We start from the raw sequence: 21,886 nt of genomic DNA, 5'->3' as shown, positions 1-21,886 counted from the left end.
GCTCAGAATAAACGTGCCCTGCGGTGCGGCGTCTTGGCCCAATGGTGCGGACGCCGCCACAGTTCGAACAGCGCGCACCATGCGGCGAGCGACAGCATTGTCCAGTAGACCGGCGTGAACAGGCACAGCTTCCAGAAGTCGTGCCGGTCCTGCGGCTTCAGCACGATCCAGCCCAGGAACAGGAAGGAGCCGTAGCCCAGGAGCATGCTGAAGATGTCGAAGGCCACCAGGTAGGACTGCCAGAGCTCCGTCTGCAGGTCGAAGGCCAGCTGCACGCCGAGGCCGACCAGCAGCAGGATCAGCAACAGGTGCAGCAGCGACGACAGCACCATGCCGGCGAACAGGATCTGCGTCACCACGAACGACAGCACGGGCAATTGCCGCGCCAGCAGAGCCGGCTCGCGCATGTGCACCAGCCAGGTCATGATCCAGCCCTTGAGCCAGCGCACGCGCTGGCGATGCCAGGAGCGGAAGTCCTCGGGTCCGTCCTCCCGGGTCGGCCGCGACAGCGTCTCGCAGCGATAGCCGCGGCGCGCCAGCCTGAGGCCGAGATCGGCGTCCTCGGTCACATTGTAGGGGTCCCAGCCGCCGACCTCTTCGAGCACCTCGCGGCGAAAGTGGTTCGACGTCCCGCCCAGCGGCAGCATCAGCTCGTTGTGCGCGAGGAAGGGCAGGAGCCCGCGGAACAGCGCCGCGTATTCGAAACCGAACATGTTGGCGATCAGCCCGGCGCGGCGGTTGGCGATCTCGAGCGGCGCCTGCAGGCAGGCGAGATCGCGGCCCGAAGCGTGAAAGCGCTGCCAGGCCTCCACCAGTTGCATGGAATCGGGCCGGTCCTCGGCGTCGTAGAGGACCACCAGTTCGCCGCGCGTCAGCGGCAGCGCGTAGGCCAATGCCTTGGGCTTGGTGCGCGGCAGCGACGGCGGCACCAGCACAAGCTCCACATTTCGGCTGAGCGGATGCGTCTGGATGGCGGCGATGGTCTCGAGGTCATCCCCCTCGCACACCAGCTTGATCTCCAGCTTGGTTCGCGGCCAATGCAGCCGGCTCAGCCCGATGAGCAGGTCGGGCACCACCTCCGCCTCCTGGTAGAGCGCAACGATCACCGAATAGACGGGCAGGTCCGGCGACAGGAGCATCGAAATCCGCGGCTGTCTCGCCGGCGGCCGCGAGATCGCCGCCGCCGTGCGCAAGGCGGCGCAGGCGATGAAGAACGTCACCAGCAACAGGTGCAGGCCAAACAGCATCAATGTCGGCACGGTCGCCATGGCGACGGGCAGAAATCCCGTCAGCATGCCGAGCGCATAACCCTGCCACGGCCACATCACGTGCCGCGCCGAATGCTCCGGCTGCTGTTCGTACAGGGCGTCGCGTGCCCTCCGGGTCAGGCTGCGATGGAAGCGCGCCAGCAGCGCCTTGCGCAGCGCCGAGGGCGTGACGATGCTCACGCGATGCCTGATATCCTGCCCGCAGCGCCGGCGCAGGCTGTCCCAGCCGGCCTGGGAGGGGGCGATGAGCTTGCACAGCCGGCCTTCCCCGTCGAGATAGCCCGCGGCCATGATGCGGTCGCTGCGGCCGAGCATCTCCATGCATGCTCCCTCGTCGAGGAACAGCCGTTCGGGATCGATGGATCCGGCATATTGCAGGCCGATCGCACGCGCCATTGCGGCAAAATAGGCCGGCTCGGACACCTGGCCAGACGCCAGCACCTCTGCCTGGAACGTGGTGCCGTGAAAACGCGCCTGCGCCGCCAGCCGCGCGCACTCGCTTGGCGATACGCCGAGGCCGCCGAGCACCGCATGCATATCATCCATGCTGGCTGGAATGGGAAAGGACGGATCGACGGGGATTCGGGCGCTTTCGCCCGGCAGGATGCCATCAGCGGCAGGCTTGCGCGCAAAAAAAGAGGGGCGGATGGTTGCTCGACTTGCGTCCGCGGCAACCATCACGCACCCGCGGCCTGCGAGCCGCAAATTTGGATACTACAACGATAGTCGGACCAAACCGCACCGATCGCAGCACACGATCTGTACGCCCCCGCACATCCTCCCCACGGCGACTGGTCCAGTGCCACTGCAACATCCCCCAATGCTGCAAGCCCTGCCGCCATCTATGCATATCGCCGGGCGCTGTTCCATGCCCCGAACGGGTGAGTTAACAGGCGGAATATATATCATGCTATATGTTCAGCGGCATCGCTGCATCAACTCACATAAAGTTGCATCGTGGCGTCGCAGGGGGCTTTGCCTGGCCACGGCAGCGGCGCTAATGCTTGCTCACAGGATGGGGAATTGGCCGGAGCATTCATGAAATTCGCACCGCTGATGCTTGCGACGGCCATGTCGTTGACGGCTCTCGCCGCGCCGGCTGCCGCGGAACCGCAGGTGCCGGTCCTGTGGGACCAGAAGGAGAGGCTGCCGAAGCCGGATCTTTCGGCGATGCCGCGGCTGCGTTTCCTGACGACGACGGACTTCCCGCCCTTCAACTTCATCGACAAGAATGGCCGCCTGTCGGGCTTCCATGTCGATCTCGCCCGCGCCATCTGCGCCGAACTGGGCATTCCCGAAAAATGCCAGATCCAGGCGCTGCCCTGGGCGGAGCTCGACGGGGCCCTCAAGGCCGGCGAAGGCGAGGCGCTCATCGCCGGCGTGCCGGCCACCGCCGACAACCGCGAGCAATACGCCTTCTCGCGGCCCTATCTCCAGTTTCCGGCGCGCTTCATCATGAAGAAGCCCCAGGCCGTCACCGAGCCGCTCGTCGACAAGCTCGCCGGCAAGCGCGTCGGCGTCATTGCCGGCTCGGCGCATGAGCGGGTGCTGCGTGACTATTTCCCCCAGGTCCAGGCCGTCACCTTCTCCAAGCCGGAATGGCTCTTCGGCGACCTCAAGGCCGACAAGCTCGACGCCGTCTTCGGCGACGGCATGCGCCTGTCGTTCTGGCTGGCGGGCACCGAGGCCGAAGGCTGCTGCCGCTTTGCCGGCGGGCCCTATCTCGCGCCCGAATATCTCGGCACCGGGCTCGCTATCGCGGCAAAACCCGATGACCAGCGCCTGGCCGAGGCCTTCGACTACGCACTGCACGAGATTTCGGCGAAGGGCACCTTCGCCGAACTCTATCTGCGCTACTTCCCCGTCAGCTTCTACTGACAGTCAGGTCAGCATGCGGTGGCGGGCCTTGGTCGCCCGCTCGATCGCCGCGACCGTCAGCGCATCGACGCTCAGATGCTGGCGCAGCAGCTGCAGCACGCGCAGTTCCTCCATGCGCATTTCGAGGTCGACCGAGGCGACCTCGAAGGCCGCCGCATAGGCGGTGTCGTGCAGGCGCTCGGGGATCGCCCGCCTTGCCAGGTCCAGCACGCCCTCCAGCCCGGGCTCCTCGTGCAGCAGCTCCTGGCAATCCTGCGCCACGCCGATCAGCCGCTTCTCGTCGAAGTCGACGAAGATCGGCCAGGTCCTGACCACCTCGCCGATCCGCGCCAGCTCGACGTCGGTCATGTCGCGGTCGGAAGCGGAGGTGATGACCATCAGATAGATCAGCGCCTCGTGGGCGGTCGGCAGGGGCATGGAATACTCCAGAGGTTGAATGCCCGCAGAACTTAGGAACGCGCCGGCCCCGCCGCAATGAAAAACGGCTGGAATCGTTGACGCCCGCGGGTTCGCCGCATAGAGCATGGCCGTCTTCGGCGGAAAATCCGTCCAACGAAAAGGGCTCTCGACATGACGAGATCAAACGCGATCGATCTCAACCCCGAACTCCTGGCGGCCGCGGCCGAAAGCAAGGCCTGGCCGTTCGAGGAAGCCAAAAAGATCGTCGAGCGCTACAAGAAGACGGGCCTGCCCGAAACGGTCCTGTTCGAGACCGGCTACGGCCCGTCCGGCCTGCCGCACATCGGCACGTTCGGCGAGGTGGCGCGCACCACGATGGTGCGCCACGCCTTCCACGTGCTGACCGAGGGCAAGGTCAAGACCAGGCTGCTCTGCTTCTCCGACGACATGGACGGCATGCGCAAGATCCCGGACAACGTGCCGGATCGCACAGCACTCGAGCCCTATCTGCACATGCCGCTGACCGCCGTGCCGAACCCGTTCGGCGGCGACTACGAGAGCTTCGGCCACCACAACAACGCGATGCTGCGCCGCTTCCTCGACACCTTCGGCTTCGACTACGAGTTCGCCAGCGCCACCGACTACTACAAGTCTGGCAAGTTCGACGCGATGCTGCTGAAGGCCGCCGAGAAGTACGACGACATCATGAAAGTGATGCTGCCGACACTCGGCGAGGAGCGCCAGGCGACCTACAGCCCGTTCCTGCCGATCTCACCGAAGAGCGGCCGCGTGCTCTACGTGCCGATGAAGAACGTCGACGCCAAGGCCGGCACCATCACCTTCGACGACGATGGCACGGAGACGACGCTGTCGGTCACCGGCGGCAAGGTCAAGCTGCAGTGGAAGCCCGACTTCGGCATGCGCTGGGCAGCGCTCGACGTCGATTTCGAGATGTTCGGCAAGGACCACCAGACCAACGCGGCGATCTACGACCGCATCTGCGTCATCCTCGGCGGTCGCGCGCCGGAACATTTCGTCTACGAACTGTTCCTCGACGAGAACGGCCAGAAGATCTCGAAGTCCAAGGGCAACGGTCTCACCATCGACGAGTGGTTGACCTACGCGCCGACCGAGAGCCTCGGGCTCTACATGTTCCAGCGCCCGCGCCAGGCCAAGAAGCTCTATTTCGACGTCATCCCGAAGGCGGTCGACGAATATTACAGCTTCCTCGCCGCCTATCCGCGCCAGGCCTGGAAGGAGCGCCTCGGCAACCCGGTCTGGCACATGCACGACGGCAACCCGCCGGCCATCGACCTGCCGGTGCCGTTCTCGCTGCTGCTCAACCTCGTCAGCGCCTCGAACGCGCATGACAAGAGCGTGCTGTGGGGCTTCATCTCGCGCCATGCTCCCGGCGTGACGCCCGAGACGCATCCCGAGCTCGACAAGCTGACCGGCTACGCCATCCGCTACTTCGACGATTTCGTGAAGCCGACGAAGGTGTTCCGCGCGCCCGACGAGGTCGAGCGCGAGGCACTTGCGGCCCTCGAAAAGGCGCTGGGCGAACTGCCTGCCGGCGCCGACGGCGAAGCGATCCAGAACGCCTCGCTCAACGTCGCCCGCAAGATCGAGCGCTACCAGGATCATTCGAAGCAGAGCCCGGAAGGCGGCCCTGGCGTGTCGGGCGCCTTCTTCCAGATGATCTACCAGGTGCTGATCGGCCAGGAGCGCGGCCCGCGCTTCGGCTCCTTCGCCGCCCTCTACGGCATCGCCGAGACCCGCGAACTGATCACCAAGGCGCTGGAAGGCAAGCTCGCGGCTTAAGCCGCGCGATACGTTCTCCGAAGCTCTCCCTTCTCCCTGCCCTGTGTGCGGGGAGAAGGCCACGCCTTGTCGAGCCGGCGAAGAAGGGCGCGTCTCAGTAGCCTTCATGGTGAGCCTGTCGAACCACGAGGGCTACTGGGGCGCGCTTCGCCCCTCATCCTGAGGTGCGAGCGAAGCGAGCTCGAAGGCGGCACCGCCATGGATGCGTGGGGTCAATCGGTAGAGCCGGCGGTGTCGGGCGGCGGACCGAAGATACCCTTTTTGTCCGCCTCGGCCTTCCTGCCGGCATCCTCATAGGGGCCGCCAGCCTCGGCCCTGGCCCAGCCATTGGCGACCAGCCATTCGCCGACATCCACCGTGCCGATCCGGCATTTCGCCACGGCCTCGCCGCCGGTCTTCTCCGGCGGCACGTCGCAAACCACGGCGCGGCCGCGCAGGAAACCGCGGAAGGCGGTTCGGGCCCGGACGCCGCAATTCCATTCCTGGCCGTCGGCGGTGCAGTTCTCCCCCTCCTCCGGCGGTACCACTCCGGCGATCGTCACGCCGAGGCCCATGGCCTCGATCCGCCCGGCAGCACTCGCCACCGGCCGGAACAGGGTTGCCCCGTCCCATTCGTCGTTCATCTTCGGCTTCGGCGGCAATGCCAGGCTGAGTTCGCTCAGCGGCGCGCGCGGCGCCTCGCGGGTGAGCCCGCCGGCCTCGATGGCCGGCGGCGCGAGTTCGCCCTCCGCCACCGGCCGCGCGGGATCGAGCGCCGCCTGCCCCGTCTCCTCCGCCACTGGCCCGCCGTCCATCGCATCGGCGGTCCCGGTCGGCCCGACCGCGGCAGTGCTGTCGACGTCGAAGTCTTCGGGCAGATCGGCCGGCAGGTCGCTCTCGTCGATCGTGTCGACGGACGGCGCTTCGAGCGCCGCCAGGCGCTGGCCGCCCGCGGAGACGATGGCCACTGCGAGACCGAAGCCCAGTGCGGCGAAGGCGAGTGCTGCTGGTTTCATGCGATGCTACTGGCTTGCCCAGACGATGCGGGCCACCCACTCCACTTCGCCCGTCACGAAGCGCCGGTTGGGATGCTCCGGATTGAGCGATATCAGTTCGATGATGCCCTGCGCCTGCCGTTCGAGCACCTTGGCCATGACCTCGCCGGAGGTGGTCTTGACCACGACGCGGTCGCCCTTGCGCACGGCCGCACCCGGCTCGACGATCAAGACGTCGCCGTCACGATAGAGCGGCAGCATGGAATCGCCCTGCACCTGCAAGGCATAGGAACTGTCGGAGGTGCGCGCCGGAAGCTCGACCAGGTCCCACCCCTGCCCTGCCGGAAATCCGGCATCGTCGAAAAACCCGCCGGCGCCCGCCTGCGCAAAGCCGAGCAGCGGCACGCCGGCCGTCCTCTGCCGGGCCTTCGCCTTGACCGCCGCCTTCGACGGCTCGACGAACCCCAGGAACTCCTCCAGCGAGGAGTTGGTGGCCTCGATGATCTTGGCAAGCGACTCGGTCGATGGCCAGCGTGGCCGGCCATCCACGGACTGGCGCTTGGATTTGTTGAATGCGGTCGAGTCGAGCCCGGCCTTCTTGGCAAGGCCCGATGCCGAAAGCGAATAGCGCTCTGCGAGAGCGTCGATCGCGGCCCAGACACGTTCGTGCGAGAGCATGGCGCTCCCCTTGAGAACAGGAAAAAATACCTTTCGGCATTTAACCACGCGGGCCGGGAATGTCCAGATGCGTCTGGCCGGCGCCATCCATCGCGCCGGCCAGGCCGCGTTCGCTCGGCGCGTGAGCGCTACATCTTCTGCAGTGCGGCCCTGAGCCCGGCGCGCAGGTCATCGGCCGTCATCACCGGCGTCATTTCGATCGACGCGTCGAACGCCATGAAGAACGGCTCGCAGATGGCGGGCATGGCGCTGATGTCCTGCACGTCGATGAAGATCAGGCCGGTACGAAGGCCGTTCTGGACTGTGAAATAGGCTGCCTCCGGCTTGAGTTCAGCAAGCGCCTTTTCCATGACCGAGGGCAAGGTACCGTCCGTGATGGTACGGTTGCCCTGGCTGGCGGGGATCGAAACTTTCAGCATCATGCGCATGGCAATATCCTTCCGGCAAATGCCATTATTAGCACTTGCTGACATTACCATTCACGCCGTACGCGAGGAAGCAGCCCCTCGCCGAACTCGGGGTGCCCCGCGGGCTTCACTCACCCGATTTGGCGAGCGCCCTCAGTCCCTTGTGCGAGGCGATGAAGATGCGCTCTTCCTCGCTCACGTCGCGGGGTGCCGCCCCGTCATAGCCCAGCTCGGAAACCAGCTCGTCGATCGGCACGAAGCGGCGGTTGCCGCGATCGTAGACGCCGGCGCTGGTCATGATCAGGGCCGCCGTCTCGCCGTTGTCGAGCACGAAGCGGTGCTTGCCGATCACCTCGGTGCCGTTCCACGTCTCGATGGAGGAGACCACGTCGAAGCGCTTCCACAGCCTGATCTCGCGCACGAACACCGTCTGCAGGCCGCCCAGCATCGGCGCCCAGCGTTTCTTGCGGGCGAGCTCGATCAGGCCCGAGCGCATGAAGATGTCGATGCGGCCGACATCGGCCAGCATCATGTAGCGCGCATTGTTGAGATGCATGTTGAAGTCGATGTCGGTCGGCAGGCAGCGGAACGACAGCCGACCCTCATCGCCAAAACGGTAAGGGCCGCGACGGGATTTCGTCGCGGCCATACGAGCCAGTCTTGCCCAGACGTACATAGTTCGTCAGGCCGCCTGCTTTTCCTCGGCCTTCGCGTAGGGATCGAAGCGCTGGTAGAAGGTCTCGCCCTTCTCGGCCATGTCGATCAGAAGCTTGGGCGCCTTGAACTCGGAACCGTATTTCTTCTGCAGGTCCTTGGCGATCTTGACGAACTTCCTGGCGCCGATGCCGTCGATGTAAGACAGCGCGCCGCCCGTGTAGGGAGCAAAGCCGAAGGCGAGGATCGAGCCGACATCCGCCTCGCGCGGGTCGGTGACGATGCCCTCCTCCATCACCCGCGCCGCTTCCAGCGCGATGACCGAGAGCAGGCGCAGCTTCAGTTCCTCGACGTCGACCTTCTCGGGCGCCTTCTGCGGATAGAGGTCCTTCAGGCCCGGCCACAGCTTCTTCTTCGCCGGCTTTGCCGGGTAATCGTAGAAGCCCTTGCCGTTCTTGCGGCCGAAGCGGCCATGGGTGTCGACCATAGTGTTGATCAGCGCCATCTGGCGCGGATCGACGGCCTTCTCGCCGAGATCCCGGATGGTCTGCTTCATGATCTTCTGGGCCAGGTCGACAGCCGTCTCGTCGGTCAGCGCCAGCGGGCCGACCGGCATGCCGGCAGCCTTGGCGGCGTTCTCGATCATCGCCGCCGGCACGCCTTCGATCAGCATCTTGAAGGCTTCCGACATGTAGCGCAGCACGCAGCGGTTGACGTAGAAGCCGCGCGTGTCGTTGACGACGATCGGCGTCTTCTTGATGGCGCGGACGAAGTCCATCGCCACCGCCAGCGCCTTGTCGCCGGTCTTCTTGCCCATGATGATCTCGACCAGCATCATCTTGTCGACCGGCGAGAAGAAGTGGATGCCGATGAAGTTCTTCGGCCGGGCCGAGTTCCTGGCGAGCGAGGTGATCGGGATGGTCGAGGTGTTGGAGGCGAACACCGCCGACGACTTGAGCGCGGCTTCCGCCTTCTCGGTCGCGGCCTTCTTGACCTCCGAATCCTCGAACACCGCCTCGACCACGAGGTCGCAGCCGGCAAGGTCGGCATAGTCGGCGCTCGGCGTGATCAGCGAGAGCAGCTTCTCGCGCTCCTCGGGCTTGGCGCGGCCCTTCTTGACCTGGTCGGAGATCAGGCTGTCGGAATGCGCCTTGCCCTTTTCCGCCGATTCCTGGTCGCGGTCGATCAGCACCACCGGGATGCCGGCCTTGGCCGTGACATAGGCGATGCCCGCGCCCATGAAGCCGGCGCCGATGATGCCGATCTTCTTGAACTTGGTGTCGGCGATGCCCTCGGGGCGGCGGGCGCCCTTGTTCAGCTCCTGCAGCGACACGAACAGCGAGCGGATCATCGCCGCCGCTTCCTTCGACTGCATGATCTCGGTGAAGTAGCGCTGCTCGATGCGCAGGCCGGTGTCGAACGGCACCAGCAGGCCCTCGTAGACACATTTCAGGATGGCCTCGGCGGCCGGATAGTTGCCATGGGTCTCGCGGCGCAGGATGGCGATTGCCGGCGGCCAGAGATTGGCGCCCGCGGCCGAATAGACCGGGCCGCCCGGCAGCTTGAAGCCCTTCTCGTCCCACGGCTGCACCGGCTTCAGGCCGTTCCTGATCATCGCCTTGGCGGCCTCGATCAGCTTCTTCGGCTCGGCGATCTCGTGGATCAGGTTCATGCCCTTCGCCTTCTGCGGCGAAAGGTTCTGGCCCGAGGTCAGCATCTGCAGCGCCGACTGCGGGTCGGCGAGCCTCGGCACGCGCTGGGTGCCGCCGGCGCCCGGGAAGATGCCGACCTTCACTTCCGGCAGGGCCATCTTGACCTTGTCGCTATCAGCCGCGACGCGGCCGTGGCAAGCCAGCGACAGTTCGAACGCGCCGCCCATGCAGGTGCCGTTGATGGCCGAGACCCACGGCTTGCCGCAGGTCTCGAGCTTGCGCCACAGCGCGCCCATGCGGCCGGCATTGTCGAAGAGCAGCTTGGCTGCCTTCTCCGGGTCCTTGGCCTTCTCCTTGGCATAGATGCCGAGCATCTTCTGCAGCATGGTGAGGTCCGCGCCGCCCGAGAAGGTCTCCTTGCCCGAGGTGATGACGGCGCCCTTGATGGCAGTGTCGGCGACGACCTGGTCGATGATCTTGTCGAACTCGCCCATCACCTCCTCGGTGAAGACGTTCATCGAGCGGTCGGGCATGTTCCAGGTGACGAGTGCGATGCCATCGGCATCGACGTCGACCGAAAAGTTCGTGTAGGTCATGGAGATTGTCTCCCTATCTCAAATCCGTTGTTCGCGGCGGGCGCCGTCGGCGAAGCTGCTGTCTTCTCCCCGTTCACGGGGAGAAGATGCCGGCAGGCAGATGAGGGGCAGTGCTGACTTCCGAAAGCAGGCGCAGCCCCTCATCCGGCCCTTCGGGCCACCTTCTCCCCGTGAACGGGGAGAAGGAAAAGGCGCTAGACCCTCTCGATGATCGTCGCGGTGCCCATGCCGGCGCCGATGCACAGCGTCACCAGAGCGGTGTTCAGGTCGCGACGCTCGAGTTCGTCGAGCACGGTGCCGAGGATCATCGCGCCGGTCGCGCCCAGCGGGTGGCCCATGGCGATGGCGCCGCCATTGACGTTGATCCTGTCGTGCGGGATCTCGAAGGCCTGCATGTAGCGCAGCACCACCGAGGCAAAAGCCTCGTTGAGTTCGAACAGGTCGATGTCCGAAAGCTTCATCTTGGCGCGCTTCAAGAGCTTTTCGGTCACGTCGACCGGGCCGGTCAGCATCATCGCCGGCTCCGAGCCGATGTTGGCGAAGGCGCGGATGCGGGCGCGCGGCTTGAGGCCCATCGCCTTGCCGGCCTTCTTCGAGCCGAGCAGGACGGCTGCCGCGCCATCGACGATGCCCGACGAATTGCCGGCGTGGTGGACGTGGATGACCTCTTCGAGTTCCGGATAACGCTGCACGGCGACCGCATCGAAGCCGCCCATCTCGCCGGGAATGACGAAGGACGGGTTGAGCTGGCCGAGCGACTGCATGTCGGTCGTCGGGCGCATGTGCTCGTCATGGGCGAGGATGGTCAGGCCGTTCTGGTCCTTCACCGGCACGACCGACTTGTTGAAGTAGCCCTTCTCCCACGCCTTGGCGGCGCGCTTCTGGCTCTCCACCGCATAGGCGTCGACGTCGTCGCGCGAGAAACCGTATTTGGTGGCGATCAGGTCGGCCGACACGCCCTGCGGCATGAACCAGGCAGGCAAGCCGACCGAGGGGTCCATGAACCAGGCACCACCCGACATGCCCATGCCGACGCGCGACATCGATTCCACGCCGCCGGCGATGACGATCTCGTCGGCCCCTTGCGCGATCTTGGCGGCGCCGAAGTTGATGGCATCGAGGCCGGAAGCGCAGAAGCGCGAGATCTGCATGCCCGGCGCCCTGTTGTCGTATCCGGCCTCGAAGGCGGCCGAGCGCGGGATCACCGAGCCTGCTTCGCCGACCGGGTCGACGCAGCCGAAGATGATGTCGTCGACCTCAGCCGTGTCGAGCCCGTTGCGGTCGCGCAGGGCTTCCAGCACCTTGGCGCCAAGGCGCACCGCCGGGACCTCGTGCAGGGAACCGTCCTTCTTGCCCTTGCCGCGCGGCGTGCGCACGGCGTCATAGACAAAAGCGTCAGCCATTTTTCGTCTCCTTTAAGGCCAAGCCTTGCGATTTCTTCCGCGTGGCTTTGCGTCTGCAGTCGACCCCCGCTCCGTCTCGGCTGCGCCTCGACACCTCTCCCCCGCTCGACGGGGGAGAGGAAACGCAGCCCTTGTGACGGCGCTACTCCAGTCTGGGTTCCTCTCCCCCGGGCAGGGGGGTGGCCCGCAGGGCCGGAGTGGGGGTGGTTCAAATCTTCGTCTTACAAGCTCCTCGCAATGAGCAGCTTCATGATCTCGTTGGTGCCGCCGTAGATGCGCTGCACGCGGGCATCGCGATACATGCGGGCGATGGGATACTCATTCATGTAGCCATAGCCGCCGAACAGTTGCAGGCACTCGTCGACGATCTTGCATTGCAGGTCGGATAGCCAGTACTTGGCCATCGAAGCAGTTACCGGATCGAGCCCGCCGGAAATATGACGGGCGACGCAGTCGTTGTAGAAGACGCGCCCGATGGTCGCCTCGGTCTTGAGCTCGGCCAGCTTGAACTGGGTGTTCTGGAAGTCGAGGATCGCCTTGCCGAAGGCCTTGCGATCCTTGACATAGTCGATCGTCTCGGCGAGCGCGCGCTCGATCATGGCGATCGCGCCTGTGCCGATCTGCAGCCGTTCCTGCGGCAGCTGCTGCATCAGCTGGACGAAGCCCTGGCCTTCCTCCGAACCGAGCAGGTTCGAGGTCGGCACGCGCACGTCGTTGAAGAACAGCTCGGAGGTGTCGTTGGCCTTGAGCCCGATCTTGTCGAGGTTGCGGCCGCGCTCGAACCCTTCGACCTCGTCCGTCTCGACCACGATCAGCGAAGTGCCCTTGGCGCCCTTGGACGGGTCGGTCTTGGTGACGACGATGATCAGGTTGGCGTGCTGGCCATTGGTGATGAAGGTCTTGGAGCCGTTGATGCGGTACTGGTTGCCGTCCCTGTCGGCGCGCGTCTTCACGCCCTGCAGGTCGGAGCCGGCGCCCGGCTCGGTCATGGCGATGGCGCCGATCAGCTCGCCGGTCGCCATCTTCGGCAGCCACTTCTTTTTCTGCTCTTCCGAGCCGTAGTGAAGGATGTATGGCGCGACGATCGAATTGTGCAGCGCGATGCCGAAACCGTCGACGCCGACATGGCCGATCGCCTCGATGATGGCGCTCTCATGGGCGAAGGTGCCGCCCGAGCCGCCATATTCCTCGGGCATCGAGGCGCAGAGCAGGCCGGCCGCGCCCGCCTTCTGCCAGCTCGCGCGGTCGACCATCTCGTTCTTTTCGAACTCGTCATAGCGCGGCAGGATCTCTTCCGACAGGAAGCGGTGTGCCATGTCGTAGAGCATGCCGACTTCCTCGCCCGCCCAGGCGGGTTTCGGAAGACCCAGAACATCTGCAGGAATTGTCGCCACGATCTCCTCCGCGTTTCGACGCCGCAAGCATGAAGGGCGACCGCGAACGGCCGCCCGGGTATTCGATCAGAACGCCTCCGCCGGCAGCGCCATCATGGTCGCCGAGCCGGTCGAGATGCGGGCGAGATGCGCCGCGGTCTCGGGCATAACGCGCTCCATGAAGTAGCGGCCGGTCACCAGCTTGGTCTCCAGGAAAGCCGCCTGGTCTCCGGCGCCGCCCACGAGCTTGTCCTGCGCGGCCTTCACCATCCGGACCCACATGTAGCCGAGCGCGACGAGGCCGAAGAGATGCATGTAGTCGGTCGAGGCGGCACCCGCATCGTCCGGATTGGCCATGCCGTTCTGCACCAGCCACATGGTCGCGGCCTGCAGATCGTTGAGACCCTTCTTCAGGCCCTTGGTGTAGGGCGCCATCTTCTCATCGGTGCGGTTGGCCTCGCAGAACTCGCCGACGTCCTTGAAGAAGGCCTGCACGGCGCGACCGCCATTCATGCCGAGCTTGCGGCCGACCAGGTCGAGCGCCTGCACCCCGTTGGCGCCCTCGTAGATCATGGCGATGCGGGCATCGCGCACGAACTGGCTCATGCCGTGCTCTTCGATGTAGCCGTGGCCGCCGAACACCTGCTGCGCCATGACCGCATGCTCGAAGCCCTTGTCGGTCAGAACGCCCTTCACCACCGGCGTCATCAGGCCCATGTGGTCCTCGGCCGCCTGGCGCTCGGCCGCCTCTTCAGAGCGGTGGGCGACGTCGGAATTGATCGCGGTCCACAGCACCAGCGCGCGGCCGGCCTCGTTGAAGGCCTTCATGGTCATCAGCTTGCGGCGGATGTCGGGGTGGACGATGATCGGGTCGGCCTTCTTCTCCGGCGCCTTGGCGCCGGTCAGCGAACGACCCTGGATGCGGTCCTTGGCGTAGGCGACGGCGTTCTGGTAGGCGACCTCGGATACGGCGAGCCCTTGCAGGCCGACGCCGAGTCGCGCCTCGTTCATCATAGTGAACATCGCCTTCAGGCCGCCATTGGCCTCGCCGAGCAGGAAGCCCCTGGCCTCGTCATAGTTCATGACGCAGGTCGAGTTGCCGTGGATGCCCATCTTCTCTTCGATCGAGCCGCAGGATACGGCATTGCGCTCGCCGGCATTGCCCTGGCCGTCGAGGTTGAACTTGGGAACGATGAACAGCGAGATGCCCTTCACGCCCTCCGGCGCGCCCTCGATGCGGGCCAGCACCAGGTGCACGATGTTCTCGGACATGTCGTGCTCGCCTGCCGAGATGAAGATCTTCTGGCCGGAAATCTTGTATGAGCCGTCGCCGTTGGGCACGGCCTTGGAACGCAGCAGGCCGAGATCGGTACCGCAATGCGGCTCGGTCAGGTTCATGGTGCCGGTCCAGATGCCCTCGACCATCTTGGGCAGCCAGGTCGCCTTCTGCTCGTCCGAGCCGTGGACGAGGATCGCCGCCATCGCGCCCTGGGTCAGTCCGGGATACATCATCAGTGCCATGTTGGCCGACGACATGTATTCGCCAACCGCCGAATGCACTGTGTAAGGCAGGCCCTGGCCGCCATGCTCGGCGGGCACGGCCAGGCCCATCCAGCCGCCTTCGCGATACTGGTCGAAGGCTTGCTTGAAGCCCTTCGGCGTGGTCACGGTGCCGTCGTCGTTGCGGACGCAGCCTTCCATGTCGCCGACGCGGTTCAACGGATGCATGACGTTTTCGGCGAGCTTGGCGCCCTCGGCGAGGATCGCCTCCAGCACGTCGGCGCTGGCGTCGGCAAAGCCGGCGAGGTTGCTGTGACGCTCGTAGCCGAGCACGTCGTTCAGCACGAAAAGGGTGTCCTCGACCGGGGCCCGGAATATCGGCATGCTCTTCCTCCAAGCAAGTTGGTGCCGGCTCCGACGAGACGCTATGCGACACGGAACCGCTTGTCGAACCGCGAATAGCAAAAATTGACGTTTGCGTAAACGTCAATTTTTATGAGGCCGGCTTTGGCGGCGAAACCCTCGCCCCACGCACCCCGCAAACGCAGAACGGCCCGGCAGGGTCTCCCCGGCCGGGCCGTCCAAATCGTTGGTCTGGCCGTGCGGCTCAGCCTGCCGCGCTGACCTGCGGTGCCGCGCGGTCCGCCAGCAACTGCCGGACGACCGTCATGTGGTTGTTCAGCTCGTCGATTGCCTCGTCGAGCAGCTGGCGCTGCTTCTGCAGGCGGCCGAGCTGCTTTTCCGACTTGTCGATGGTGAGGCGAAGCTGCTTCGAATTGGTGCCGCTCGGATCGTAGAGGTCGATCATCTGCTTGACGTCGCGCAGCGAGAAACCGACCTTCCTGCCGAGCAGGATCAGCTTCAGGCGGGCACGGTCGCGCCGCGTGTAGAGGCGGGTCGAGCCTTCGCGCTTGGGGTTGAGCAGCCCCTTGTCCTCGTAGAAGCGCAACGTCCTCAGCGTCACGCTGTATTTCTTCGCCATCTCGCCGATGCGGACATAGTCCTCACCGGTGAGATTGTTTTCATTGGCCGCAGCTTCGGCGACCGATACGAGCTTCATCATCTACTTCCGATATCCCCGATTGTGAGCACGGCGGCGTGGCCTGCGGTGCTCTGATCAAAGCCGAAGGGGGCGGGCTTTCGATCGTGGTTGCTGTGTAAATGCACTTAAGCGGGTGTTCCCCACCCGACTTACGTTTACGTAAATGCTATAACGATGAGGCGCACCCTACGCAAGGGAAATCTGGTCGTACCTCACCGTGCGGCAGGGTGCTGCGATGTCGCACATTCTTAAGCTTGGTTAAGGGCTTGTTTACCACGTTAGGGGAAATGTGCGCATGTCGGTTCTCCCGTGGTCATCATGTATCGAATTGTTCACGGTTTCGGAGGGCGGCGAGAGCCCCGGAAGCCATATTCCGCGCGGCGCTTCGCAAACCCCGATCCCGGCAAGGATTTGAGACTCTGGTCTTATGCCAGCACTCTGACCAACGGGCGTTCGATGAACAGCAAGCGGTCCTATATCGACTCCCTCAACTCCGGCAGGCAGCGCCGCGAGCACGTGTCGCTGGAGGAACTCAACCGTTCGCTTGAAAAGCTCGAAGCGCGGCTCGACCGCTCGCACGAGGAAAATGCCGAGGCGCCTCGCTCCGACTATCGCCAGGCGCCGGCGCCCGGCTACGTCCCGCGCGGCGAGTATGGCCGCAGCAAGCCCTACGAGCGTCCCTACCAGGCGATTGCCCGCGACATCGACCGGGTGCGCGGACAGGAGGACGGCGTCGCTGCGATCGGCAAGATCGCCGGCGAGCTGCGCGCCCTGCGCGACGAGATGCGCCACCAGATGAGCGTCGGCCTGCAGCGCGAGTTCGACCAGTTGCGCAAGGACATCGACCTCGCCGGCCGCTCCGGCTCGCTTGGCGCGGACAGCACGGAATTCGGGCTCGAACTGGACCGCCTGTCCGGCGCCATCCAGTCGCTGGCCGAACGCAGCGACGACAAGAGCATCAGCATGCTCCGGCTCGAACTCGAACAGCTGCGCGGCTCCGTCGCCGGCCTCGCGCGCGAGGAGACCGTCCGCTCCGTCGACCGCCGCTGGGACGAGTTCAATCGCCGCTGGAACGACTTCACCGAACGCATGTCGGCCGGCCAGGCACACGACGGCGCGGACCCGGCCCTGGCAGCGCTCGCCCATCGCCTCGAACAGATCAACGACGCCGTCGGCAACCTGCCCGAATCGCTGTCGCTCAGGACCATGGAAGACAAGGTCCGCACACTCGCCAGCGCGGTCGAACAGTTCGTGCGCCAGCGCGACAGCCACGGCGACGAGATGTTCGGCCTGATCGACGAGCGGCTCGACGAGATCTCGCGCGCCATCGTCGCCTCGACCGTCGCCGCCCAGCCGCATTTCGACCCCGCCCCCTTCGAGCGCGTCGAGGCCCGCATCACGGCCCTTGCCGCACAGATCGAGGAAATCGTCGCCGACCAGCCGGCCGCCGAGATCATCGAGCGCCTCAACCTGCTTTCCGACCGCGTCGACCATATCGCGGCGCGAAGCGACGTGCCCGAACAGGCCGTCGAGCGCCTCGGCCGCCAGATTTCGCTGATCGCCGAAAGGATCGAGCGCCAGCCTGCCGCCGCCGACACCGGCCTGATCTTCCAGGGCATCGAGCGGCGCTTCGATGCGCTGGCGGATGTGTTCGAACGCCGGCAGGGCGATGCGATGGAGCACGGCAACGCCCTGTTCCGCGACCTCGAGCACCGCCTCGAAGACCTCGCCCAGCGGCTCGACCGGCAGTCGGCGCAGCCCGCCGCCGACCAGCGCGGCATCATGGAGGCGATCGACGCACGCTTCACCGCCTTCGCCCAGCGGCTCGAGACCAATCGCCCCGACGCGGCGACCGAGCAGGCCATGCGTGGCCTCGAAAAGCGGCTCGAGGACATCTCGCAGCGTCTCGAAGTCTCCTCGGCCCAGGTCGCAAGCATGGATCCGGGCCTGATCCGCAGCCTCGAGGCGCAGGTGAGCGAGTTGTCGGCGCATCTCGCCCGTCCAGGCGCGTCGCTGCCGGAGTTCGAGGACATCCATCCGCGGCTCGAAGAGATCGAGCGCTCGATCGCGGGCAGCCACCGTGCCCTCGTCGAGGCTGCCCGCCAGGCGGCCGAGGACGCCGTGCGCGGCTTCGCCGGCTCGGCCGCGGAGTCGGTCGCCGTCGAGGGCCTGGCGCAGGACCTCAAGGCGCTCGAGGCGCTGGCGCGCCGCTCGGACGAGCGCAACGGCAAGACCTTCGAAGCCATCCACGACACGCTGCTCAAGATCGTCGACCGCCTCGGCTCGCTGGAAAGCAGCGGCAAGGTGCCGGCCGAGATGCCGCCGGCCTCGGTGGCCGAGCTGCTCACCGCGCCGATCGCGGAGTCCGAGCCGGTGCGCACCGTGCTCGAAAGCCCGTCGCTCGCGCCCGACGAACCGGCGCCGCTGCCGGAAGAGCCGGCCACCTTCGGCCGCCGCGGCACCGACCGCCTGTTGCCGGACGAACGCAGCACCCGCAGCCCGGCCCAGGCCGCGGCCGAGGCGGCGGCAGCCGTCGCGGCGCTCGAAGGCGTGCGCGCCGACAAGGGTGAGCAGAAGCCCGGCAAGAGCTCGATGTTCGGCGGCATCGCCCGCGCCTTCGCCCGCAAGGCCAAGGAACAGCCCGCCGCGGCCGAACCCAGCGAGCCGGTGGTTGTGCCGCCCTCGCCCGAGGTGTCGCTCGACGCGCCGCTCGACCCCAAGGTGGTCAACCGTCCGCTGGAGCCCGGCTCGGGCGCACCCGACCTCAACGCCATCATGCGCCGCGTGCGCGACGAGCGCGGCCAGACCGGACGCGCCGGCGAGACCGACGCCGCCAAGGCCGATTTCATCGCCGCCGCCCGCCGGGCCGCCCAGGCCGCCGCCGCCGAGGCCGAGGCGCTGAAGCGGAGTTCCGATCTCAAGGGCCCGGTGCGGGCGCTGCGCATCGGCGACCTCATCAAGGCGCGGCGCAAGTCGGTGCTGATGGCCGTCGGCGCCGTCATGCTCGCCCTTGCCGGCATGCAGCTCGGCAAGGCGTTCCTCGACGATCCGGTGGCGACCGCCAGCATAGTCACCCAGCCGCCGGCCGAGGCGGCCAAGGCCGAAACGCCGGTTCAGCCGGCAAACGAAGCCATCGCCCCCAAGGCCGAAGCGCCCACCGCTCCGGCCGTCGAAGCCACCAGTTCGGAACCGCCGATGGACGATATCGGCGGGACCGGGCCGGTCGACGTGGCGCTCGACCATCGCAGCACCCAGTCGATCCCGGCGGCACCGGCCGTCTCCGAGCAACTGGCCCCGGCGGCAGCCGCGCCCGCGGCAACGCTGACGGTACCCGAGAGCATCGGCCCCAAGGCGCTGCGGCAGGCGGCAAACGCCGGCGACCCGAGGGCGCTGTTCGAGATCGGCGTCCGCGTCGCCGAAGCCCGCGACACGGACATGAAGTCCGCCGGGCAATGGTACGAGAAATCGGCCGAGCTCGGCTTCGCTCCGGCCCAGTACCGCATCGGCAACATGTACGAGAAGGGCCTCGGCGTTGACCGCGACGTGTCGAAGGCCAAGACCTGGTACCAGCTCGCCGCCGCCCAGGGCAATGCGAGCGCCATGCACAACCTGGCGGTGCTGCTGGCCATGGGCGCCGACGGAACCGTCGACAACGACACGGCCGCCCGCTGGTTCATCGATGCCGCCGAACTCGGCGTCAAGGACAGCCAGTTCAATCTCGGCATCCTCGCCGCCAAGGGCGTCGGCATGAAGCAGAATCTCGAGGAGTCCTACAAGTGGTTCGCCCTCGTCGCCAAGCAGGGCGATGCCGACGCCGCCTCCAAGCGTGACGAGGTCGCCAAGGCGCTGTCGCCCGAACAGCTCAAGCGCGCCAAGGCGGCGGCCGAGCTCTGGCAGGCCAAGGCTCTCGACCCCGCCTCCAATTCCGCCGACGCTCCCGCCGCCTGGCAGGAGGCTCCGGCGGCCGGCGTGGACGTGAAGAAGGCCATCGGCAACGTCCAGGCCATCCTCAACAAGAACGGCTATGACGCCGGCAAGCCCGACGGCATGATGGGCCAGAAGACCAAGGACGCCATCGCCGCCTTCCAGAAGGACAACGGCATGGCCCCGACCGGGGAGGTCGACCGCAAGCTGGTTCAGGCACTGCTCGACCGCAAATGAGCGCCGAACGGCGGCGTTTGTCGCCGCCGTCTTTACCGGGCGGTTAACTGATTGAGATATTTTCCGTTTCGAGCGCGGTTCGTTTGACTTCGCCGCAATGTCGGCGCAAGTAGCCGCTACGGCATGTCCCCGGAGATCGACGGCGATTTTCGGATAGGAACATGCACAGGTTCCTGGTGCACCGGCGCCCGAAAACGGGCGGCGGCATGTTGTTTATTTTGTAGAGACTGACGGGTGGGCATCTATCTCCCGATCGCGGAAATGTCGGTCAACGTGTTCGTGCTCCTGGCGATGGGGGCTGCGGTCGGCTTCCTGTCCGGCATGTTCGGGGTCGGCGGCGGCTTCCTCATCACCCCCCTCCTGATCTTCTACAACATCCCGCCGGCGATCGCCGTCGCCACCGGCGCCAACCAGGTCATCGCCTCCTCCTTCTCGGGCGCGCTCGCCCACCTCAAGCGCGGCACGCTCGACTTCAAGCTCGGCACGGTGCTGCTGGTCGGCGGCATCGCCGGCTCGGCGGCGGGCGGCGTGGTCTTTGCGCTGTTGCGCTCCATCGGCCAGCTCGACCTGTTCATCTCGCTGCTCTACGTCGTCTTCCTGGGCACCGTCGGCGGCCTGATGCTGGTCGAGAGCGTCAATGCGCTGCGCCTGACCAAGGGCGGCGTGCCGCCGGCGCTGAAGAAGTCGGGCCAGCACAACTGGATCCACCGCCTGCCCTTCAAGATGCGCTTCCGCACCTCGAAGCTGTTCGTGTCGGTCGTCCCGGTGCTCGGCATCGGCGCCGGCATCGGCTTCCTCTCCGCCATCATGGGCGTCGGCGGCGGCTTCATCATGGTGCCGGCGCTGATCTATTTGCTCAAGGTGCCCACCAACGTCGTCGTCGGCACCTCGCTGTTCCAGATCGTCGTCGTCTCTGCCTTCACCACGCTGGTGCACTCGACCACCAACCAGACCGTCGACATCATCCTCGCACTGGTGCTGATGGTCGGCGGCGTCGCCGGTGCGCAATATGGCGCCAAGGCCGGCCAGAAGCTGCGCGGCGAGCAGCTGCGCGCCCTGCTCGCGCTGCTCGTGCTGGCGGTCGCGCTGCGCCTCGGCTTCGACCTCTTCGTCAAGCCGCAGAACCTCTATTCGCTGACCGCCCCGAGCGGGGGCACGCTGTGAAGGCGGCCGCGGCCGCCGCCGCCCTCGCCACAACGCTCGCCGCCATACTGACCACCGCCCTTCCGGTCCGCTCCCAGGAAATCCCCGCCGAAGGCATCCAGATCGGGCTGTCCACCGACCGCGTCGCCATCACCGCCGACTTTGCCGGCGCCGACCTCACCATCTTCGGGGCGCTCGAGAACGCCGACCCCCAGGTCACCCGCCAGGGCCGCTACGACGTCATCGTCGTGCTCGAGGGTCCGGCCCGCCCGGTCGTTGTGCGCCGCAAGGACCGCATCCTCGGCATGTGGATCAACACCCGCTCGGAAACCTTCGTCAACGTGCCGGTGTCCTACTCCATGGCCACCACCCGGCCGCCGCAGGACGTCACCACCCCCAACAGCTACAAGCAGCTGTCGCTCGGCATCCCCAACATCTATCTCGAACCCGAGGACAAGCGCGGCAACCCCGTCACCATCCAGGAGTTCACCGACGCGCTGCGCGAGCGCAAGGAAGGGCTCGGCCTGTACAGCGACAATATCGGCGGCGTCCAGTTCCTGTCACAGAACCTGTTCCGCGCCACCCTCCACCTCGCCCCCAACGTGCCCGTCGGCACCCACAAGGCGCGCGCCTTCCTGTTCCGCAACGGCCTGTTCGTCAAGGAAACCTCGACCCAGCTCGCCATCGTCAAGTCGGGCTTCGAGCAGACCATCTACCGCTTCGCCAACGACCACGGCTTCGGCTACGGCCTCTTCGCCATCGCGCTTGCCATGTTCACCGGCTGGCTCGGACGCATCGTGTTCCGGAAAGACTGAGGCGCGCCAGCGGGGTGCGGCGAGCGCGGCGCCTCGTATCGCCCCCCCCTCTGGCCTGCCGGCAATCCCCCTCAAGGGCGAGATTGGCCGCGTCCACGGCGGCGCTCGTCCTGAGAGATTGC

Annotated in this window: 16 protein-coding genes; 5 read left to right on the top strand and 11 right to left on the bottom strand. The window is 66.2% G+C overall.

Features of this window, described 5'->3' with window-relative positions; genetic code table 11:
- Window positions 1–2: 2 nt before the first annotated feature.
- The gene (locus tag PV773_RS00200) at window positions 3–1,814 is read right to left on the bottom strand and encodes a glycosyltransferase family 2 protein (RefSeq protein ID WP_347964399.1); all 1,812 of its coding nucleotides are present in this window, start codon (window positions 1,812–1,814) and stop codon (window positions 3–5) included.
- Window positions 1,815–2,324: 510 nt separating this feature from the next.
- Here PV773_RS00200 and PV773_RS00195 point away from each other — a divergent pair.
- Window positions 2,325–3,146: a transporter substrate-binding domain-containing protein gene (locus PV773_RS00195; protein WP_347964902.1), complete on the top strand. Its 822-nt coding sequence runs from the start codon at window positions 2,325–2,327 to the stop codon at window positions 3,144–3,146.
- A gap of 3 nt (window positions 3,147–3,149) precedes the next feature.
- Here the strand turns inward: PV773_RS00195 and PV773_RS00190 are convergent, their stop codons facing one another.
- Complete coding sequence (locus PV773_RS00190; RefSeq protein WP_347964398.1) at window positions 3,150–3,563, bottom strand: tellurite resistance TerB family protein; 414 nt, start codon at window positions 3,561–3,563, stop codon at window positions 3,150–3,152.
- 153 nt (window positions 3,564–3,716) lie between these two features.
- Here PV773_RS00190 and PV773_RS00185 point away from each other — a divergent pair, with 153 nt between their 5' ends.
- Window positions 3,717–5,366, top strand: a complete 1,650-nt coding sequence (locus PV773_RS00185; RefSeq protein ID WP_347964397.1) for a lysine--tRNA ligase — start codon at window positions 3,717–3,719, stop codon at window positions 5,364–5,366.
- Window positions 5,367–5,578: 212 nt separating this feature from the next.
- On the opposite strand, the gene PV773_RS00180 is transcribed toward PV773_RS00185, so the two are convergent.
- The 9 genes from PV773_RS00180 to PV773_RS00140 all read right to left on the bottom strand — a co-directional run bounded on the left by PV773_RS00180 (window position 5,579) and on the right by PV773_RS00140 (window position 15,663).
- The gene (locus PV773_RS00180; RefSeq protein ID WP_347964396.1) at window positions 5,579–6,361 is read right to left on the bottom strand and encodes a thermonuclease family protein; all 783 of its coding nucleotides are present in this window, start codon (window positions 6,359–6,361) and stop codon (window positions 5,579–5,581) included.
- Between the two features lie 6 nt (window positions 6,362–6,367).
- A complete protein-coding gene (locus PV773_RS00175; protein WP_347964395.1) occupies window positions 6,368–7,018 on the bottom strand; it encodes a helix-turn-helix transcriptional regulator in 651 nt (216 codons plus the stop codon).
- 128 nt (window positions 7,019–7,146) lie between these two features.
- Entirely contained in the window at window positions 7,147–7,446 is a 300-nt protein-coding gene (locus PV773_RS00170) for a hypothetical protein (RefSeq protein ID WP_347964394.1), read from the bottom strand.
- Window positions 7,447–7,552: 106 nt separating this feature from the next.
- Window positions 7,553–8,101, bottom strand: a complete 549-nt coding sequence (locus tag PV773_RS00165) for a thioesterase family protein (protein ID WP_347964393.1) — start codon at window positions 8,099–8,101, stop codon at window positions 7,553–7,555.
- Window positions 8,102–8,107: 6 nt separating this feature from the next.
- Entirely contained in the window at window positions 8,108–10,327 is a 2,220-nt protein-coding gene (locus tag PV773_RS00160; protein ID WP_347964392.1) for a 3-hydroxyacyl-CoA dehydrogenase NAD-binding domain-containing protein, read from the bottom strand.
- 194 nt (window positions 10,328–10,521) lie between these two features.
- Window positions 10,522–11,730, bottom strand: a complete 1,209-nt coding sequence (locus tag PV773_RS00155) for an acetyl-CoA C-acetyltransferase (protein WP_347964391.1) — start codon at window positions 11,728–11,730, stop codon at window positions 10,522–10,524.
- 221 nt (window positions 11,731–11,951) lie between these two features.
- Window positions 11,952–13,124, bottom strand: a complete 1,173-nt coding sequence (locus PV773_RS00150) for an acyl-CoA dehydrogenase family protein (protein ID WP_347964390.1) — start codon at window positions 13,122–13,124, stop codon at window positions 11,952–11,954.
- A gap of 66 nt (window positions 13,125–13,190) precedes the next feature.
- The gene (locus tag PV773_RS00145; protein ID WP_347964389.1) at window positions 13,191–14,987 is read right to left on the bottom strand and encodes an acyl-CoA dehydrogenase; all 1,797 of its coding nucleotides are present in this window, start codon (window positions 14,985–14,987) and stop codon (window positions 13,191–13,193) included.
- A 223-nt stretch (window positions 14,988–15,210) separates the two neighbouring features.
- Entirely contained in the window at window positions 15,211–15,663 is a 453-nt protein-coding gene (locus tag PV773_RS00140) for a MerR family DNA-binding transcriptional regulator (protein ID WP_347964901.1), read from the bottom strand.
- 438 nt (window positions 15,664–16,101) lie between these two features.
- Here PV773_RS00140 and PV773_RS00135 point away from each other — a divergent pair, with 438 nt between their 5' ends.
- The 3 genes from PV773_RS00135 (at window position 16,102) to PV773_RS00125 (ending at window position 21,764) form a co-directional block, all read left to right on the top strand.
- A complete protein-coding gene (locus tag PV773_RS00135; protein ID WP_347964388.1) occupies window positions 16,102–19,806 on the top strand; it encodes a peptidoglycan-binding protein in 3,705 nt (1,234 codons plus the stop codon).
- Window positions 19,807–20,040: 234 nt separating this feature from the next.
- Complete coding sequence (locus PV773_RS00130) at window positions 20,041–20,970, top strand: sulfite exporter TauE/SafE family protein (RefSeq protein WP_347964387.1); 930 nt, start codon at window positions 20,041–20,043, stop codon at window positions 20,968–20,970.
- Window positions 20,967–21,764, top strand: coding sequence for a TIGR02186 family protein (locus PV773_RS00125; RefSeq protein ID WP_347964386.1), 798 nt, complete (start codon window positions 20,967–20,969; stop codon window positions 21,762–21,764). Before PV773_RS00130 ends, PV773_RS00125 begins: the two co-directional genes overlap by 4 nt.
- Window positions 21,765–21,886 lie beyond the last annotated feature (122 nt).

Source organism: Mesorhizobium sp. CC13 (assembly GCF_039907765.1).
Classification (GTDB): domain Bacteria; phylum Pseudomonadota; class Alphaproteobacteria; order Rhizobiales; family Rhizobiaceae; genus Aminobacter.
This window is presented reverse-complemented; position numbering and strand designations above follow the sequence as displayed.

Coding starts and splice junctions, on each gene's coding strand:
- PV773_RS00200 (WP_347964399.1), bottom strand. CDS start 1,814: ATGGATGATATGCATGCGGTGCTCGGCGGCCTCGGCGTATCGCCAAGC.
- PV773_RS00195 (WP_347964902.1), top strand. CDS start 2,325: ATGCTTGCGACGGCCATGTCGTTGACGGCTCTCGCCGCGCCGGCTGCC.
- PV773_RS00190 (WP_347964398.1), bottom strand. CDS start 3,563: ATGCCCCTGCCGACCGCCCACGAGGCGCTGATCTATCTGATGGTCATC.
- PV773_RS00185 (WP_347964397.1), top strand. CDS start 3,717: ATGACGAGATCAAACGCGATCGATCTCAACCCCGAACTCCTGGCGGCC.
- PV773_RS00180 (WP_347964396.1), bottom strand. CDS start 6,361: ATGAAACCAGCAGCACTCGCCTTCGCCGCACTGGGCTTCGGTCTCGCA.
- PV773_RS00175 (WP_347964395.1), bottom strand. CDS start 7,018: ATGCTCTCGCACGAACGTGTCTGGGCCGCGATCGACGCTCTCGCAGAG.
- PV773_RS00170 (WP_347964394.1), bottom strand. CDS start 7,446: ATGCGCATGATGCTGAAAGTTTCGATCCCCGCCAGCCAGGGCAACCGT.
- PV773_RS00165 (WP_347964393.1), bottom strand. CDS start 8,101: ATGTACGTCTGGGCAAGACTGGCTCGTATGGCCGCGACGAAATCCCGT.
- PV773_RS00160 (WP_347964392.1), bottom strand. CDS start 10,327: ATGACCTACACGAACTTTTCGGTCGACGTCGATGCCGATGGCATCGCA.
- PV773_RS00155 (WP_347964391.1), bottom strand. CDS start 11,730: ATGGCTGACGCTTTTGTCTATGACGCCGTGCGCACGCCGCGCGGCAAG.
- PV773_RS00145 (WP_347964389.1), bottom strand. CDS start 14,987: ATGCCGATATTCCGGGCCCCGGTCGAGGACACCCTTTTCGTGCTGAAC.
- PV773_RS00140 (WP_347964901.1), bottom strand. CDS start 15,663: ATGAAGCTCGTATCGGTCGCCGAAGCTGCGGCCAATGAAAACAATCTC.
- PV773_RS00135 (WP_347964388.1), top strand. CDS start 16,102: ATGAACAGCAAGCGGTCCTATATCGACTCCCTCAACTCCGGCAGGCAG.